This is a genomic window from Neobacillus phoenicis (assembly GCF_047302305.1).
GTDB lineage: Bacteria > Bacillota > Bacilli > Bacillales > Cytobacillaceae > Neobacillus.
Window position 1 is genome coordinate 997,688 of sequence record NZ_CP154847.1, and the last position, 17,093, is coordinate 1,014,780.

The window sequence follows — 17,093 nt, forward strand, 5'->3', positions numbered from 1 at the left end:
GTAAATAAAAATGGTAGAATAAGTAAATCGGATATAAATCTTAACGTCTAAATATTAATAAGAGGAGAATGTCTATGGGAACTAACGAAGTAAAAGGTTAAACTAAATAAGCGCTGGGGGTTAAAAATATGAAACAATTGGGAACGCTATACTTTTTCTGTGGAAAAATGGGAGCTGGAAAATCAACTAAATCAAAACAATTGGCGATAAATAAACATGCGGTACTGTTGTCTGAAGATGAATGGCTTTCATCTCTTTATCCCAATCAGATTGCATCATTTGAGGACTATCTAAAATTCTCAGCGCAGCTCAAGCCGTTGGTGAAAAAGCATGTCCAAAACATATTAAGTGTCGGTACAGATGTAGTGATGGATTTTCCAGCTAACACTCAAAAACTGCGAAAGTGGTTTTTGGATATGGCGTCAGAGGTCAATGCAAGCCATCAACTAATTTTCCTTAATCTAAATAATGAGCAATGCTTACGTCAAATTGCACAAAGGCGTAACGAACAACCCGAAAGAGCAGCTTTTGACACGGAAACGGTGTTTATTCATGTTACTAAATTTTTTGAAGCACCAGAGGCATCTGAGGGTTTAAATATTTTAGAGTTTAGCGGAAATGAATAACAAGGAGTTCAATGATTCGTGTGTATAGAGTACCGTGCTCTATATGATATAAAATGAAATGTGAGTAAGAAAAGTTTCAATGTATATATGTTAATCGATGTAACTTTGTGAAGTGGTACACTTAAAGTAACGGGTGCTTGAGCAAAGGATGGGGACGCTACCACGATCATTACTAAAATAAAATTTTTCAAAAAACTCATGATAAAATAACAATGAATGGAGGGATATTTTTGAAAACGTTTGAGGAAAAATTAAAAAGCTATGCAGAATTGGTTGTAAAAGTGGGATTAAACGTTCAACCGAACCAAATCCTTTATGTAAGAGCTAGTGTGGATACGATTCCATTTGCTAGAGCTGTCGCTCACGAGGCTTACAATGCAGGTGCAAAAAATGTGTATGTGGACTATAATGATCCCGAAATCACACTCTCGCGCTATTTGAGAGCATCAGAAGATGTTTTTACAGTGTTTCCTGAATGGGAGCGAATTCAACGTGAGAAGTTGATTGATAAGGATTCGGCGTTTTTATTTATCGTTTCCGACGATCCGGATTTATTGTCCAAAGCTGATCCAAATCGTATTGCGAATTACCAAAAAGTAAGCGGAGAAGCCATGGTAAAATGGCGAGAGCAGCATGATGATGTTAGTTGGGTCATCTGCGCAGCTCCAAGTCAAGCGTGGGCAGATAAGGTTTTTCCAGGCGAAACAAATAGCTTGGACAAACTTTGGGATGCAATCTTCAATTCAGTCCGTATAGGGGAAGTTGAACCTGTACATGCATGGAAAGATCATATTGGAAACTTGCTCCAAAAGGTTACTTATTTGAATGAAAAGAAATATAAGAAGTTACATTACAAAGCTGAAGGAACAGATTTAACGATTGAGCTTCATCCCCTACATCTATGGAGAAGTGGTGGAGCCAAAAATCGACATGGTGTTCAATTTGTTGCTAATATGCCAACTGAGGAAGTATTCACTTCGCCATTACGTTCAGGTGTTAATGGTTTCGTTTCGAGTAAAAAACCACTTAGCTATGCAGGTAATTTAATTGATGAGTTCAAATTAACTTTTGAAAATGGTCGAATTGTTGAAATTACAGCTAAGAAGGGAGAAGAAGTATTAAAGAACCTAGTAGAAACAGATGAAGGCTCCCATTATCTTGGAGAAATAGCCCTGGTTCCACATGACTCACCTATTTCTAACACAAACGTACTTTTCCTAAATACATTATTTGATGAAAATGCTGCAAACCATTTAGCATTAGGATTCGGTTTCCCTAACTGTATTGAAGCTGGAGAGAAAATGACGAAGGAGCAGCGTGAGGAAGTAGAACTTAATTCGAGCATAACTCATGTTGATTTCATGATTGGTTGTGCGGATATGGACATTGATGGTGAATTACCTGATGGTACACGTGAGCCAATCTTTCGTAAAGGGAATTGGGCTTTCTAATTGATTTTGTCGGAAAACCCCTTATTTGTTAGTGCATAAGGGGTTTCCAGACTGTAGGGAAATGGGACTTCTTTTCATTCGAACCTCAATCTGTGAAATGGTGTACTTAAACTAATGCTAATGGGTGCGTTCATTCAATAAGAAAAGTCGCTTTTTTACTAACAGGGCGGGTTAAAAGAAACCTTATTACTAGGATGTGAGGTTTATGATAAGTTTTAGGAAATTAGTGTATCCAGCATTCGTACAACAGGAAGATGAAGGAGGAATGTTTGGTGTTTACTTCCCTACGCTTTTTCCGGAAGCAGGGTGGGATTATCCCTTATCACGAGGAAAAACAAGAAGTAGAGCACTAAAAAATGCAGAAAAAGATTTAGCTTTCTCTTTGGCAGGAATCTTATATGACAATGAAGAAATTCCTGAACCGATCCCAATTCCAAGCATTAAACTTTCTCAAGGGATGGAATTAATTGATGTGGAGACTTCTTTTGACCAGTATGCTGAAGAAATACTGGAGCATTTAAAAGGACGCCATTGGCATATTGGCTATTACATCGAAGAAAAAGATGAATACATAGAAGCAATTGGATTCAAAAATGACAAAGGAATGTGGGACATTTTTTTTGAGGATGATTCAGTGGAAGAGGGCCACCCGGAGGATACTTTACTTTTTACCGTAAGACTTTATTCTGAAGCCGAGGAGAAATTCAAGCAATTTGTTGAGGATGTTATTTTAAAGCATCGAGGGGATTAAAGAAGATTGACTCGTAGTTGAACGAACGGGTGCGTTGATCTAAGAAGGATTAACGCTTATTTATGTTGAAATAAATACGCAACATCGAACTGGATGATAAGGAATGGAGGGAAAAGGATGGGTGCTTGGGGTACTGGCTTATGGGAAGATGATTTATCTTGCGATATTCAAGATGAATGGAATGAACTGATGGATGAAGGGGTAAGTACAAGAAAAGCTACAAAAATCATTCTTAAATCGTGGCAGGAAGAGTTTTCTGATTATGATGATGAAGAGGATAAGCAGGCAGATGAATCCATTCTGTTCATTTCTCTCGCAGGTCTTCAAATGAGACATAAGGCACTGACCGCTTCGGTTAAAAAAAAGGCGCTACAGCTAATTGAAAAAGGTGCAGACCTTTCGCTATGGGAGGATGCCGATGATGAAAATTATCAAGAAAGAAAAAAGGTACTGGAAAAGTTTAAAAATAAATTAAAAAATACAAAGTCTAGTCTATTTTGATTAACTTAGAATGATAGAGAAAGAGACCATAGGGACGGTTCTGGTGGTTTTTTATCTTAATGTTGATAATAGATTAGAGCCATGAGAACCGTCCCCGTGGTTTCCTTGGTTTAGTAAGGTGACTTGATAGAGTAAATGGCTTGCTCGGCTCCAAATCTGTTAATCGTTCCTTCTAATTTCATCCCTAATTTTTCTAGAGGCCTGCAAGAGACTATGTTAGCGATTTGTGTTTCGGCAATGATTTTTGGTTGTTTTAATTCATTTAAAGCAAAATTAATAACCACTTGAACGACTTCCGTTGCATAACCAACTCCCCACCAATTTGGTAATAACTGATAGGACACCTCATAGTAAATGCCATCGTGGTGAGGGTCAAGGGACACCATACCAATAAACCATTCCCTCCTAATCATTAGATTTACCTAGAAAATTTAAGTTAATGCTTTCTTAGTTTTATGGAAGTAAAGGGAAGAGAGTTTTCTTTAATTTCTGGACGTTGTATTTATCACACACCTGCATGAGGGGACACGTCATATAATACAATAGCTTTTGAATTCAAAGTGATTCGTCACTGCTACCTATAGAGAATAGCTTTATTAGGGGAGATGCTTTATTTTCTAAAAGAAATTAGGAGGGACATTTTGAAGACATTATTATTGGAGAACATCTTAACGGCAATGAATATTCGGCCTAATAACAAGCAAAAAGGTATACAGATCCAGACGGTTACTGATGACAGATCTGAAATTAGGAGTCATACGTTATTTTTTCGTAGGAACAACAGAGAAGTGCCTGTTGAGATGATAAAGAGGTATAAGAATGTATTCATCGTTACAGATACACCATTTTCTAATATGGAAAGATTAAATCTTGAGCAAATCATTATGGTAAAGGATCTTAAAGACAGTTTCTTTAAATTCACTTCGTATTACAGGCATCTGTTTAACATTCCTGTAGTTGCCGTTACAGGTACATGTGGAAAGTCTACTACGAAGGAAATGCTCAAACACATTTTGGAAGAAACACACAATGTCCAGGCAACCATATCCAGCAAAAATGCAGATTATTACAACCTTCCTTATTTAATGGGCATTGATGAAAATACGGATGTGGCTATATTTGAAACAGCTGTTTCTAAAAAAGGGGATATGACAGAATCCTGTAAGTATTTTTACCCGACGATTGGGATTATGACCATGATTGATGTGGATCATACGGATAAAATTCAATCCTTCGATGATTATTTGGCAGAAAAGGCAAAAATCATGCAAGGCATGAACAATGAAGGGACGCTCATTCTAAATAGGGACGACCCCTATCTCTCCTCCCTCGATACTTCTCAATTTAAAGGAGAAATCATAACGTTCGGAAAAAATAGGGATGCCACTTTTAGGATAAAGAAGTATCAATATCATTCATCCGGCATGATATTTTGGATTGAATATAAGCAATGGGAATTGAACGGTTATATACCGGGTCTTGGTGAGCATAATGTCTATAATGCTGCAGCTTCATTAGCAGCCGCTGCAAGCTTAGGAGTGGATCTTCATAATGCTGTAAAGAGATTATCCACTTATCATCACATGGGATCCCATTTTCAAATAATGGAAGGAAGAAATCAAGTTACGTTGGTGGATGATACTTGGAAGTCCAATCCTGCTTCGTTAAGAAAAGGCCTAGAAACGTTAAGCCGGATAGCATTACCATTCCAAAGGAAAATTGCCGTTCTGGGTAGAATGGCTTCATTAGGAAAATATGCAGATGAAGAATACGAAAAGGCAGGACAACTGCTCGGTAATTTGGGGATTGATGTGCTAGTTACCAAAGGATTTATTGCGAAGGATTTTGCAAAGCCAGCGATTGAGGCAGGAGTTAATGCGAAAAATGTGTACCATTTTTCAGATGCAGATGAAATGAAGAGGTTTTTTGATTCATTTTTACGCCCAAATGACATTGTTTATTTCAAAACGGGCGGGGATGACTCAGACTTCGATGAGACAATCGAATATTTAAAAAGGTAATTGGCAGAAGAGCGCTTTGCAACTATTGCGGCCGCTCTTTTTTTATGCAAATTTATTAATCTTTGCCTTAAGTATTATACGTTTGTCCAAACCAATCTTGTCTAAAGACAATATATTAAAAAGGTACCCTGTGTTTTTTTTACAGTCCAACTTAGCTGTTAAAGCTAAATCTTTCATATAAACCACAAAGATAGGATGAAAAGTTAATGCGAACCATTGTCTTTATTGAGACGAGCAAATCCGGATCGAGTCGAGAAGCAATTAAAGCTGCAGAACGGCTCGGCTATTTTACGGTGTTATTTACCAATAAACAAACAATCATTCATCAAAGAACAGAATTTCCCGATGTCCATCAAATGATTTTAGTGGATACATCCAATTATGCCGCATTAAAAAGGAACATTCGCAAACTACAAAATCAAGGGAAACAAATAAAAGGGATCATGAGTTTTGTAGACCCTTTTGTTCATGTTGCAGCAGCCTTATCAGAGGAATTTTGTTCAAGTGTGGTATCAGCAGACTCAATTTATAAAATGGAAAATAAAGTTTTAACTCGGCAGGTTCTCAAAGGCCTCCCAATGACTTCGAATTATGAGATTTATACCCCAGATTATTCCTTAGAATATTTTACAGAACTAGCCAATACCCATTTACCACTAATTGTGAAGTCTCCCACATCTGCAGGCTCCAGAGATGTTCTGTTGGCGAATAACGAGAAAGAATTGAAACTGGCAATCCAAAAATTACTAAATAAAAATGAACAGATTTTATTGGAGGAGTATCTGGAAGGACCACAATATTTAGTTGAAGTTTTAGTACACAATGGAAAAGCTCATATTGTCGCGATCGTCGAACAACAGGTTACTTTTTCGCAACGATTTATCGTGACCGGGTATTGTTTGCTGCCATCTATCGATCGAAATTTATATGAGGGTATCCATGAGACCGTAAGTTCCGTCTTAAAGGCTTTTCAAATGAAAAATGGTGCGTGTCACTTAGAAATGCGTTTAGTCAATGGGCGATGGAAATTAATTGAAATTAATCCTCGGATTTCAGGTGGAGCAATGAATCGAATCATTGAAATTGGATATGGAATTAATTTGGTAGAGGAAACCATCCAAGTAATGCTAGGAAATGAGCCTAACCTAACTAGAAAACACAGTAAGTTTGTATACGCGCATTATTTAACGGTTGATTCTAAAGGAAGATTACTGAAGGTAACGGGGAAAGAGCGAAGTTCTCATTATCCCGGTGTAGAAGAGGTGTATATTAAGCCTCGGAAAGGACACATATTACGTCCACCTTTATCAATGGGGGATCGTTGCGGATACATTTTGGCATCCGCTGGCAATAAAGAAGAAGCAAAAAGACTTGCCAGGAATGCAGCAAGTGAGATCCGTTTCTACCTTGACCCAATTTCATAATATGGAGTGAAAGATCATGACGCTTATTGGCATGCTTCATCATCGTGCAGATCCAAATAAAGTAAAGAAAGCCTATGCGTATGCCGCCGCAGCAAAAGCTGAAGGTGTCGACTTTTTTTACTTTACCCCAGGAAGGGTAAATATAAAACAGCAAAAAATAATAGGGAAAGTCTATGAAAATGGACGGTGGATTGAAAAGGAGTTTCCTTTTCCTGATGTGATTTATAATGCGAGTTATCCTGTAAGTGATAAAGCCGAACAAATCATTGATTATTTATTCGAAAGGATTCCGTTCACAAGTCATTCTATTGGAGACAAAATATCAGTATATAATAGAATTAATAAGGCAAAAAAATTCAACCAATATCTTATTCCTTTTTATAAATTAACAGACGTTCAAATATTTTTAAACATGATCAACCGCTATAAAAAAGTTATTATCAAGCCGTTGTCCGGCCATCAAGGCGGTGGTGTTGTTTTAATTGAAAAATATGGATCCCATTACAATATGAATGCTGCAGAGTTGCAATCATCTATTAATGAAAAACAATTGATAGAGTGGATCTCCCATAAAATACAAGAAAAAGATTACTTAGTTCAACAGTTTATTACAAGTCAAACAAAATCTGGTCATGTTTTTGATTTTCGATTGCATGTACAAAAAAATGGAGATGGAAAATGGTTGATTACTTCTATTTATCCAAGGATAGGTAGGTTGGGGACGATAACATCTAATATGGGTAGTGGTGGTTATAGTACTTACCTGGAAATTTTTTTAAAAACAGAGTTTGGTGACTCCTGGTATGATATTCAAAGGTATCTTGAACAGTTTGCGATTACGTTTTCAAACCATTTCGATTCTTTATATGGCAACAAATTGGATGAATTAGGAATTGATGTCGGAATTGATGAAAACCAAAAACTATGGCTTTTTGAAGTAAATTGGAGACCTGGCCCACCTAATATATTTAATGTTGAATTAGATGTAGCTAAAAATACGATTCTTTATGCAAAATATTTAGCTGATAGAAATAAACATTAAATAGTGAAAAAATCCCCAGATAGTAAGGACGCTGTTATTGCGTCCTGTTTTTATTTTTTATATGTGGTCACTATTACATATGACTTGGTACAGTTTCCGTCTATTATTTTAATAAAGGCCCTGGAGTGAAAGATATTTTTAGTTACCATTCCAATGATAGATTATTTGCACAACGCCAGAGGAGAATGTTCGTGTATTAACCATTTTTAAATGAATCCTCTGTTTTAAATCAATAAACAACGGTTTCCCTTCCCCTAAAACAACAGGGTGAATAGATAATCTAAATTCATCAACAAGCCCCAAATTTATAAAAGTTGTAATGAGACTTGCTCCACCATATAGCCAGATGTCTTTACCAGGCTTTTTCTTCAAATTAGTTACTTCTTCAAGAATACTATTATTTATAAATATTACTTGATCATCAGTCTTATTTTGTGTTCTTGAAAAAACATACTTCTTCTTACTATGAACCAATGTCCAAATTTCTTTTTCAGCATCAGGGTCTTCATTTTTCGGAATATATTGTCCCCATAAATCGTAGCTTTTTCTTCCATATAAAATCGTATCAATTTGATTTAAAAAATCAGGGAACCCCATATCAGGGTCCATAATGCACCAATCAACTTCTCCATTTTTCCCTTCAATAAAACCATCTAAAGTAACTGCTAAATCTAAAATTATTTTTCTCTGTTTCACGTTATTCTTCATCACTTTTCATCCTTTTATCATAGTATCAACTTTTAATTTTAGGCTTTGTTAAACTTGTCTGTTATTTTTACAATAACACTGCGATTCCAAGAAATTGCTACATTCTTTATATAAGTATATGGGTGCTTGAGTTGAATTAAAATTAGAAAGTGAGAGTGGTCGCTCTTATCAATTGTTTATTTTGGAATAATCCCCATTAAAAAATGCAAAATATTATCGATTAATTCGTGGAGGTTATTGGTATGCTTAACAAAAAAAAGAAGATTACATCATTATTTTGGATTGCTATACTCGGCTTAATTTTAACAACAATATATACAATACTTATTGGTATTTTAGGATATAGGACAATGAACAGGATAGATTATATTTACAAAGAGAATAAAATAAGAGCAAAAAAATAACTAATAAGAGTGACAGGAAAGTCACTTTTTTTAATGCTTCCTTAATAACGGAGCAGGCTGCTTCAATAGGAAGTATCTTGCAAAATTAAATAAAGACCTAAAAGTAAAAAGAATAAAATTAATTTAGAAGTTTCTAATTTCATCTACTGTTTTTCGATTTAAGCGTTTGATGACTTCGGTCATTAACTTAACGATTCTTTTATTTATCCAATTTCTATTTATTTCTGTATTTAACTGGTCAAAAATACTGCAAATTAATTATTATTGAATAATGCTTACCGGGTGTCAAAAGAGGATTAACGTTTCTATTTGTTGAATTTTATTGGATCAACGGAGACGACAAAGGGGACGGTTCTGGTGGAACTTTTAATGAGAAATTAGCCCACTCTCGACAATCTTTTTCGTGGTTTAGTAGCAAAAGTCCTTTATTTTCATAGGCTCAGCCTGTTGTTAATCAAGCGTCCGATTAGTATCGAATAACTTCATAATGGAACGAAGGCTGTCATTTGAGGAGAAAAAACTCTTATTTTGATGAAAAACGGGAAACGTGTTGCTTGATTTTCGACTATTTTCATAAAGGATTTTGCCGGAAAAAGTTATACCTAAGCCATTCTTGACGATTTTAATTAAACGATTGAATAGTATAGCATATAGGGGAAACTGTCCAACGATGACTATAGAAACTGTTCTTGTTGTCGAAAATAGCTCGATGATTGAATCAAATCACACCGTCATGGTGGTGGTGGTATTTCATTAGGTCCTAACAGAAAAAGCTACGGAGACGATTCAGCGGGTCTTGTCCAGTTTCTAGATTTTAAAAAGCCAGAAGAACCGTCCCCATGACTTCCCAGCAATATGACCGCAAAAAAAGGGGGTTTGAGAAAAGTATGTATTTCGAGACTGAACGTCTATACACAAGAAGATTTGAATTAGATGATATTGCGGAATTCCACGAAATGCAAAGCAAAGATAATGTTATGAAATATATCATTGGTAGAGGTAAAACAAGGACGGAAAATTCAAATGAATTACTTAAAATAGTAAATAGCTATAATGAAAATAATACTGATAGATTAATAATGGCTATTTCAGAGATAAATGTTGAAAATCGTACATTAATTGGTTCTTGTGCAGTGGTTAAAAGTGAAAATGAAGAGTTTGAAGTTGGATACAGGTTCTCGGAAAAATATTGGGGAAAAGGGTACGGTTCTGAAATTTTGAATGGATTACTCCAATTCTGTTTTAATGAGTTAGCTATAGATAAGGTATTTTCTATTGTAGAAAAGGAAAACATTTATTCAGTAAGAATTCTTGAAAATTCCCCTATGCATTTTGTAAGAGAATATGAAGAAGAGGACACAAATAATATAGTGAGACTTTATAGGTTGGAAAAACCTGTATTATTTTTATAGTTTTATATGTTGTTTGTGAGATTTATACTAGAATTAACAGGGGCAAGAGTTAAATTAATGAGGCTAATACAATGATCGCTGCGGCGGTCTTTTTTTTCTTGTTGTACTAATGGGGCAGGTTAGTGAAACAAGGATTTAGATAAGTATATATAGAATTATTAGTGTTATCCGCAATTTTTAGGGGGTAACAAATTGAATACAAAGGTTACTTTTATGGTATTAAAGATTTTAGGTTTAGCATTCTTTCTCGTTCCAATCTTAATGAGCAGACTTATAATGTTTTCTGATATATCTTGGGTGATTCTTGAATCACTATCTGTCCTGGGCTTAATTGTACTAATTGTAGTAAATATCGTGGAATGGAAATCTAAAAGGAGAAAAACGAATCAAGATTTTAAATGATTTGTTATTTCTTTAAAAAACAGAAAAACCTCCCATAAGTTATTATGACTCCAAGTTTGTGAAGAAATGTACTTTAACTATCGGGCAGGTTACTTGAATAAGCACAAAAAGCATCGTACTTTGTTTAGGATATGGGAGGTATGAATAATTCGGGTTTGTAGGAAAATAGTCTCAAGGACTTGTGGTTACGATGTGGTTCTTAATACTGTGCTCTGGTTGATACCAAAAAAGCTTATGGAAATTGAGCGCATAATTTCTAAAGTTCCCCAATTAAAAGTTTTGAAAAAAATATTGTTTGAGTATTCTTTGGTACTTACTAATTACCTTTGAAATTGGAGAGATTTAAATGTTCTTGTGGACATTATTGGGAGTTAACGTGCTTATTACATTTTTTCTCATTTTTCGTTCTTTAAGGCTATTAAAACTATTCCATTGGTATGAACTTTTAATTATTTTTCTTTTTATTGCTTCTGTAAATTCTTGGTGCTTTAATCTGTATCAATCTGCTTACGATACCTTAAATATTGTAAGAAAGCCAAAAGAATACATGATAGCTTATATCCAGTTTGTTATGTTGTTTCCAATATCACTGCTATGGATTGTAAGTTTAATTAGAAGAAAAGTATCTCTCCATTATATAATCGTATTCTTCTTTATTTGGTGTTCAGCTTATATTTTGGTCTTAGAATTTGATGCTTTTTTAGATGTTATAAAAATAAAGCATTCACATTGGTATCCAATCCTCATTACATTTGGATATAACATAACAACATTTGTATTAACTATTTTTTTTATGAAATTCTTAAAAGGACATTTAATAAAAGAGGGGAAATGGAATGGATAATGTTGTAGAAACACTACTTAAGATTTATGATCCTATTTCCCCAAAACACTTTGACAAAAATGAATGGTGGATTATTTGCTTATTTTTTTTCATTGGATATGTGGTGTTTTATCTTCATAAGAAGTCTCGGTTGATAGCAACATCTGAATTAATATTAATTTTCTTATTTAATATTTACTTCGCTTCTATAGGAGATTATGTTCTTGCAATGGATCCTGTAGATCTATATGACACTGTTGATTTGAATAGCGGAGAATTATTTGATATACCTTTGCACATAGTGGTATACCCAGGAACAATTTATATTGTATTACACTCCTATTTATTATTAAGCCCTAAAAAGTCACATTTCATTGTGTTCTGGGCTTTACTTCTGTCACTTTTAGAATGGATCTCTACACACTTCTTCCACTTATATACTTATAAAGGTTGGAATCTGATATTTAGTTTTCTATTTTATGTAGTTGTTATTACTGTAAACTTGTTATTATTAACGGGAGTAAGGAAATCATTTAGTAAATTCAAATAAGGAACTAAGTATTAATAAGTTCTTGTTTTAAACAAAAAATGCACTCTGAATTTTTTGAATATACATGTTAACCAAACCAAACTTTACTCATTAGGATTATAACTCTTTATTTTTAAAAGCCCCTAATGAAGCTAACATGTGTGATACTTTAACAAGGTATCACCTTTTTGGTTTGATAACGTAGTAGATTGTGAAGGATTGTACTTAAAGTATCGGGTGCTTTTGTTAAGGATGATGATCGCTGCGGCGGTCTTTTTTTCTTGATATAAAGGAGCAGGTTACTTCAATAAGAAGTGCTTTTAAATGATGTTGCAGCACATACTGTTAATTGCATGATATGCTTTTCATGGAAAATACTTAAATTTTTTGAAACTTTTCTTGTTGATAGATTCCACTAATTAGTAAAGGGGGTCAAACAGCACACTTCCATTCTACTTTTGACTTAAACGGAGAAGAAAGGATTGAGAATTTTAAGCTGGAAAATACCATGTTGCTATTTGATTATTCAAGCTTAATCCCGGCTAAGGAATTAACGCCATTTACTGTTGAAGTTCCAGTAGGGAAGGAATAAACAATTAAAGTAGTTCATGATAGGTAGGAGTTATAGACAATATGATTTTTTTAAGAAATGTTGAGGTTACAGATATAGATCAGCTGTTACTTATTGAGAATGAAGGCTTTCCGATAGAAGAAGCTGCCACGAAAGAAGCATTTGTGGAGAGGATTCAATTGATACCTGATACCTTTATTGTGGCAGAAAAGGGAGGGGAGATCCAAGGGTTTATTAATGGACCTATCATTAATCAACCTTACATTACCGATGATCTTTTCGAGAAAATTAAAGAGAACCCGAAAAGAGGCGGGTATCAGAGTATTTTAGGATTAGCTGTGTCCAAAAAAGCAAGAAATCAAGGGATTGCTAAGATATTACTTGAGAAAATGGAAGAGCTTGTAATAGAAAATGAAAGAGAAGGAATCACTTTGACATGTAAACAGGAATTAGTTTCTTTGTATAAAAAATTTGGGTTTGTTAACTATGGCATGTCTGAATCCCAACATGGAGGAGTACGCTGGTACAACATGGTCAAATTAAGAGAGGCTATGGATTAATCCTTTTACCTTGAATCGGAAAATGGTGACATCTACTATATAAAAGAGAGCATTAATCTGAGAAGGATAAATGCTCTCTTTTATTGAATACCAAAATAGTAATTAGTAAAATAACCATCTTTTTACATTATCTGGGGGATAGTAAGAAAATGACTAGTCACTACTTTATTGCGACGATTAAGCCTATACCCGAATTTCATTCATCCGAAAATAATTATGCTTTTCTAAGTGGTAAAGCTTATAAGGAACAACTTCCCTTTACACTTCCCTATGTTTATGAGTTTGGTGGGGAAACTATTGAATTTCTTACCTTTTTAGATGAGTTTAATGAACTTGGTGATATGGTAGAACAATATATCTTTGAAGAAGGGAAAAATGGTATTAGCCTATCAAGGAATTACCCAGAAGAAGTGAGAACGGTAAATTTATTAAAAAGAACTTATAAAGATCAATTTGGTGAGTATAAGTTAAATGAAAAAGCGTGGAAAGAGGAACTGTCTAAACGAACCATTGCTTCAAAACGAAGTGTAACAATCTTTGTAAAGTATTAAAAATATATAATAGTCTTTATTGTGATAACTGGGCAGTAGCTGACCAAGGACAATTAAAGGGGGTTAATTCAAAACGCCCAGAGAATACTCTGAGCGTTTGATTTAATCGTTTCTCATATTCCCGTTACATTAAGTAGAAAGGTTCATAAATATCTTTTTCAAATTTCCCTTGTCTATCTGAAAAAATAAAGACGTAAAGCATCATATTGTTCAAATAATCTTCAGGTTAGAGTATTATCTAAATTTTTTTTTTAGTTTATTATATTCTTCTTTAATCTTTGCAACTGTTTTCTCTATTTGCTCTCCCCAATGATCATCTTTGGTAGTAAAAATAATATTCCCTTCTTTATCAATCATGCCGTACCCCCTATAAGCCACAGCATTTTTCTTCATTCCCATTTTATCAATTAATTCTAAATTTGGATCCGAAATAAAGGGGAGACTATGTCCAAATGTTTCCTCCAATTTATTATGTAATGAAAGTAGCTCTTCTGGTGAATCACGACTAATTACAAACATTTCAATATCCATTCCATCTAATTTATTTATATTTTTATGCAACTGAACCAGTTGCTTCTGACAAAGCTTTCATGTATAGGTTGTGATAAAAAAGAATACTGTTGGTTTTTCTAAAGGAAAGGTTACCTCTTTTTGTTCGTGATTTAATAAAGTGATTGGTTCGGGAAGCGTCTTTTGTCCAAATGCTGATAATACTAGAAAAGAAATTAAGGACAAGACTATTATTATAGTTCGCATTTTTAACTCCTTCCTTAAAACAGATTTGGATTACAGATTGGAGTGGGGCTAAATAATCCCTATTTTTAGTATTTAATTTACCATTGGTTCTTCCTCCTTATTGGGATTTTCTAAAACCTCATAATATTCAACCCCATTTTTTCTTTTTTAGAATAAACAAACCAATGAAACATTATCCAAGTTTTTTCTAATAACCCTTCAGAATATTCAAAATCCCTTCTCAATGAAAAGGATTAGTTCTTTTTTTCAGCTAGTGATTTGATTTTGTTGTAGATTTGTGAAAAAGTGTGCTTTAGCTAACGAGGGCATTAATAAAAAGGCAGAGGAGTATCCGTTGCCTTGTGCCATTATCTCTAAAAGTATTTTCAGTATTTGTAAGTAATGTGAAGCGTAGGTTCATTTATTTAATTTTTCCAAATATATACTTATTTGTAAGTTTTTTTGGTTTATAATGAAGTAGGATAAAAGTCTTGAAATAAAGGAGAAAATTATGGCTATAGTGAGTAAGTGGAAAGCACTCTTTGCACCCATTACCCCTGATAGTTATTCAAGGAATGATATTTTGGCGGGTTTAGGAATCACTAGCTTTGCAATGATCGGTATATTTGTAGCAAGTATAATTGGGGGATTAGTAGAGATATCGAATATCGGCTTCCATCTAAAAACCTTTGCTTATTATACAGGACTCACATTACTATCATCAGGCTATGAAGAATTAGTGTTCAGATGTATCTTATTAATCATTCTTGTAAAGGTATTCAGAAAACCATGGTTTCCAATACTTATTACATCAATTTATTTTGGCTATGTTCATATTGATAATGACCATGCGACCCTATTATCTGCGTTCAGCAATGGGTTAGGCGGGGTTATGTATGGGCTAGCTTTTATCTATACACGGAAAATTTGGTTTCCTTGGGCACTACATTTCGCTTGGAATTATGTACAAGTACCAATTTTTGGTTTCCCTCTTAGTGGATTTAAAGTAGAAGGAATTTTTAAATTAAAACTTTTAGATGACTCCTGGCTTTCTGGTGGATTATATGGTCCAGAAGGTGGAATTGTAGGGGTAGCCTTTCGTTTCATCGTTATCTTCCTTATTGTTTTATGGATTAGAAAGTCTCGTGGTAGTTTAAAATATAGCTTCAATCAGCCATATCATTTACAAAGCTAATTTTGCTCCATTGCTTGTTAAACAAACGGGGGCAATAGTTGAAGGTCAATTTATGGATCAGCAGCTCTTTTTTCTTGTTGTGTAGGGGGCAGTTTACTTGAAGAAGAGATGACAGCATATTTATGCATTTTTATTAAAGTCATTTCAAGGAGAATAAAATGATTCAGATACTAAATAAGTCAGATCGCGTGGTTGTTGTAATTCACGAAATTTACGGTATTAATCAACATATGGAGAGTATATGTAAAAAATTATCATCACAGGACTTTGATGTGTTTTGTCCTAACTTACTAGAACGTGAACAACCATTTGATTATTCAGAAGAGAAAGTTGCCTATCAAAATTTTATGGAGAATGTGGGTTTCTCTAACGCTGTACAAAAAATAAAAGATATTTTATTAACTATTAAAAATGAATACCAAAAGAGATATGTTATTGGATTTAGTGTTGGGGCTACTGTTGCTTGGTTGTGCAGTGAAGAAGATTATCTCGATGGGATCATAGGATACTATGGTTCGAGAATTCGAAATTACAAAGAAGTAGTCCCTTTAAGCCCTACAATTTTATTCTTTCCACAAGAAGAACAGTCCTTCGTAGTTGATGAGTTAATTTCAATTCTAGATAACAGAAATGTTGAGATACATAAATTTAAGGGGAAACACGGATTCAGTGACCCATATTCTCTTAATTTTAATGAAAAATCAGCCCAAGAGGCCTTAAATAAAATGATTACCTTTATCAAGAACCATTAATTGATAATTTAAGGTTTTGGATCATCAAAAAAAATCTTCCAAGGCGGAAGATTTTTTATTTTAAATGGGGAAATCCTTGCTGACGCAAAGCCTCATACACCAATATGGCTGCTGTGTTCGAAAGGTTCAATGAGCGAATATGATTATTCATTGGTATTCTCAAAAAGTGATCTTGATTTTTCCTTAGTAAATCTTTTGGTAAACCAGTTGTCTCTTTTCCAAACATAAAATAATGTTCCTTTGATGCATCACTGAAATCGAAGGCAGAATGTGTCTTTTCACCAAATGTCTCAATATAGTAGAACTCACCTTGATTTTTTGAGAAAAAGTCATCTAATGAGTCATAATACGTTATGTTTACAGAATCCCAAAAATCTAAACCAGACCGTTTAATCATTTCTTCATCGGTTGAAAAGCCGAGTGGCCGGATTAAATGCAAGGCTGTATTGGTTCCGGCACAAGTTAGTGCGATATTTGCCGTATTCGCCGGAATTTCTGGTTGATATAGTACAACATGTATGGCCAACAATCGTCACCTCTATCTTTCATTTACCCTCCATATTATAGCATATTGTGATGGGAATTCATGAAGGTGGAAAAGAATTGAATCCTAATGGTAAATTTTGTTATTATTT

The 17,093-nt window shown here is 34.3% G+C and carries 20 protein-coding genes and 1 pseudogene; 16 read left to right on the forward strand and 5 right to left on the reverse strand.

Features of this window, described 5'->3' with window-relative positions:
• Positions 1–128: 128 nt before the first annotated feature.
• The 4 genes from AA0X95_RS05295 (at position 129) to AA0X95_RS05310 (ending at position 3,329) form a co-directional block, all read left to right on the forward strand.
• On the forward strand, positions 129–626 hold the full coding sequence (locus AA0X95_RS05295; RefSeq protein ID WP_413306196.1) for an AAA family ATPase: 498 nt from the start codon (positions 129–131) through the stop codon (positions 624–626).
• Between the two features lie 230 nt (positions 627–856).
• Positions 857–2,077: an aminopeptidase gene (locus tag AA0X95_RS05300; RefSeq protein WP_413306199.1), complete on the forward strand. Its 1,221-nt coding sequence runs from the start codon at positions 857–859 to the stop codon at positions 2,075–2,077.
• A gap of 205 nt (positions 2,078–2,282) precedes the next feature.
• Entirely contained in the window at positions 2,283–2,828 is a 546-nt protein-coding gene (locus tag AA0X95_RS05305) for a type II toxin-antitoxin system HicB family antitoxin (RefSeq protein ID WP_413306202.1), read from the forward strand.
• A 117-nt stretch (positions 2,829–2,945) separates the two neighbouring features.
• Positions 2,946–3,329, forward strand: a complete 384-nt coding sequence (locus tag AA0X95_RS05310; RefSeq protein ID WP_413306205.1) for a MarR family transcriptional regulator — start codon at positions 2,946–2,948, stop codon at positions 3,327–3,329.
• Between the two features lie 110 nt (positions 3,330–3,439).
• On the opposite strand, the gene AA0X95_RS05315 is transcribed toward AA0X95_RS05310, so the two are convergent.
• Positions 3,440–3,742 carry a GNAT family N-acetyltransferase gene (locus AA0X95_RS05315; protein WP_413306207.1) on the reverse strand — a complete coding sequence of 101 codons (303 nt, stop codon included), beginning with the start codon at positions 3,740–3,742 and terminating at the stop codon, positions 3,440–3,442.
• Between the two features lie 228 nt (positions 3,743–3,970).
• On the opposite strand from AA0X95_RS05315, the gene AA0X95_RS05320 reads away from it, so the two are divergent.
• From AA0X95_RS05320 to AA0X95_RS05330, 3 genes are all read left to right on the forward strand, one after another.
• Positions 3,971–5,350 carry a Mur ligase family protein gene (locus AA0X95_RS05320; RefSeq protein ID WP_413306210.1) on the forward strand — a complete coding sequence of 460 codons (1,380 nt, stop codon included), beginning with the start codon at positions 3,971–3,973 and terminating at the stop codon, positions 5,348–5,350.
• Positions 5,351–5,556: 206 nt separating this feature from the next.
• Entirely contained in the window at positions 5,557–6,774 is a 1,218-nt protein-coding gene (locus tag AA0X95_RS05325; protein ID WP_413306213.1) for an ATP-grasp domain-containing protein, read from the forward strand.
• 16 nt (positions 6,775–6,790) lie between these two features.
• Positions 6,791–7,816 carry a YheC/YheD family protein gene (locus AA0X95_RS05330; protein ID WP_413306215.1) on the forward strand — a complete coding sequence of 342 codons (1,026 nt, stop codon included), beginning with the start codon at positions 6,791–6,793 and terminating at the stop codon, positions 7,814–7,816.
• 138 nt (positions 7,817–7,954) lie between these two features.
• On the opposite strand, the gene AA0X95_RS05335 is transcribed toward AA0X95_RS05330, so the two are convergent.
• The gene (locus AA0X95_RS05335; RefSeq protein WP_413306218.1) at positions 7,955–8,524 is read right to left on the reverse strand and encodes a dihydrofolate reductase family protein; all 570 of its coding nucleotides are present in this window, start codon (positions 8,522–8,524) and stop codon (positions 7,955–7,957) included.
• Positions 8,525–8,766: 242 nt separating this feature from the next.
• Between AA0X95_RS05335 and AA0X95_RS05340 the strand changes: the two genes are divergently transcribed.
• The 7 genes from AA0X95_RS05340 to AA0X95_RS05370 all read left to right on the forward strand — a co-directional run bounded on the left by AA0X95_RS05340 (position 8,767) and on the right by AA0X95_RS05370 (position 13,776).
• Positions 8,767–8,928, forward strand: a complete 162-nt coding sequence (locus AA0X95_RS05340) for a hypothetical protein (protein WP_413306220.1) — start codon at positions 8,767–8,769, stop codon at positions 8,926–8,928.
• Between the two features lie 887 nt (positions 8,929–9,815).
• Positions 9,816–10,340: a GNAT family N-acetyltransferase gene (locus AA0X95_RS05345; RefSeq protein ID WP_413306223.1), complete on the forward strand. Its 525-nt coding sequence runs from the start codon at positions 9,816–9,818 to the stop codon at positions 10,338–10,340.
• A 192-nt stretch (positions 10,341–10,532) separates the two neighbouring features.
• Positions 10,533–10,742 (forward strand): hypothetical protein, encoded by a 210-nt coding sequence (locus AA0X95_RS05350; RefSeq protein ID WP_413306226.1) that lies wholly within the window; start codon positions 10,533–10,535, stop codon positions 10,740–10,742.
• 346 nt (positions 10,743–11,088) lie between these two features.
• Positions 11,089–11,586 (forward strand): hypothetical protein, encoded by a 498-nt coding sequence (locus AA0X95_RS05355; protein ID WP_413306229.1) that lies wholly within the window; start codon positions 11,089–11,091, stop codon positions 11,584–11,586.
• Positions 11,579–12,115: a hypothetical protein gene (locus AA0X95_RS05360; protein ID WP_413306232.1), complete on the forward strand. Its 537-nt coding sequence runs from the start codon at positions 11,579–11,581 to the stop codon at positions 12,113–12,115. Before AA0X95_RS05355 ends, AA0X95_RS05360 begins: the two co-directional genes overlap by 8 nt.
• A gap of 612 nt (positions 12,116–12,727) precedes the next feature.
• Positions 12,728–13,225 carry a GNAT family N-acetyltransferase gene (locus tag AA0X95_RS05365; RefSeq protein WP_413306234.1) on the forward strand — a complete coding sequence of 166 codons (498 nt, stop codon included), beginning with the start codon at positions 12,728–12,730 and terminating at the stop codon, positions 13,223–13,225.
• Between the two features lie 149 nt (positions 13,226–13,374).
• Positions 13,375–13,776 carry a hypothetical protein gene (locus AA0X95_RS05370; protein ID WP_413306237.1) on the forward strand — a complete coding sequence of 134 codons (402 nt, stop codon included), beginning with the start codon at positions 13,375–13,377 and terminating at the stop codon, positions 13,774–13,776.
• A gap of 234 nt (positions 13,777–14,010) precedes the next feature.
• Here the strand turns inward: AA0X95_RS05370 and AA0X95_RS05375 are convergent.
• Both AA0X95_RS05375 and AA0X95_RS05380 read right to left on the reverse strand, forming a co-directional pair.
• Positions 14,011–14,349: pseudogene (locus tag AA0X95_RS05375) on the reverse strand (redoxin domain-containing protein); the annotation flags it as partial.
• Positions 14,350–14,364: 15 nt separating this feature from the next.
• Complete coding sequence (locus tag AA0X95_RS05380) at positions 14,365–14,532, reverse strand: hypothetical protein (RefSeq protein WP_413306240.1); 168 nt, start codon at positions 14,530–14,532, stop codon at positions 14,365–14,367.
• Between the two features lie 490 nt (positions 14,533–15,022).
• On the opposite strand from AA0X95_RS05380, the gene AA0X95_RS05385 reads away from it, so the two are divergent.
• Both AA0X95_RS05385 and AA0X95_RS05390 read left to right on the forward strand, forming a co-directional pair.
• On the forward strand, positions 15,023–15,706 hold the full coding sequence (locus tag AA0X95_RS05385; RefSeq protein ID WP_413306243.1) for a CPBP family intramembrane glutamic endopeptidase: 684 nt from the start codon (positions 15,023–15,025) through the stop codon (positions 15,704–15,706).
• A 158-nt stretch (positions 15,707–15,864) separates the two neighbouring features.
• Positions 15,865–16,458, forward strand: coding sequence for a dienelactone hydrolase family protein (locus AA0X95_RS05390; protein WP_413306246.1), 594 nt, complete (start codon positions 15,865–15,867; stop codon positions 16,456–16,458).
• Positions 16,459–16,513: 55 nt separating this feature from the next.
• On the opposite strand, the gene AA0X95_RS05395 is transcribed toward AA0X95_RS05390, so the two are convergent.
• Positions 16,514–16,984, reverse strand: coding sequence for a tRNA (cytidine(34)-2'-O)-methyltransferase (locus tag AA0X95_RS05395; protein ID WP_413306249.1), 471 nt, complete (start codon positions 16,982–16,984; stop codon positions 16,514–16,516).
• Positions 16,985–17,093: the final 109 nt, after the last annotated feature.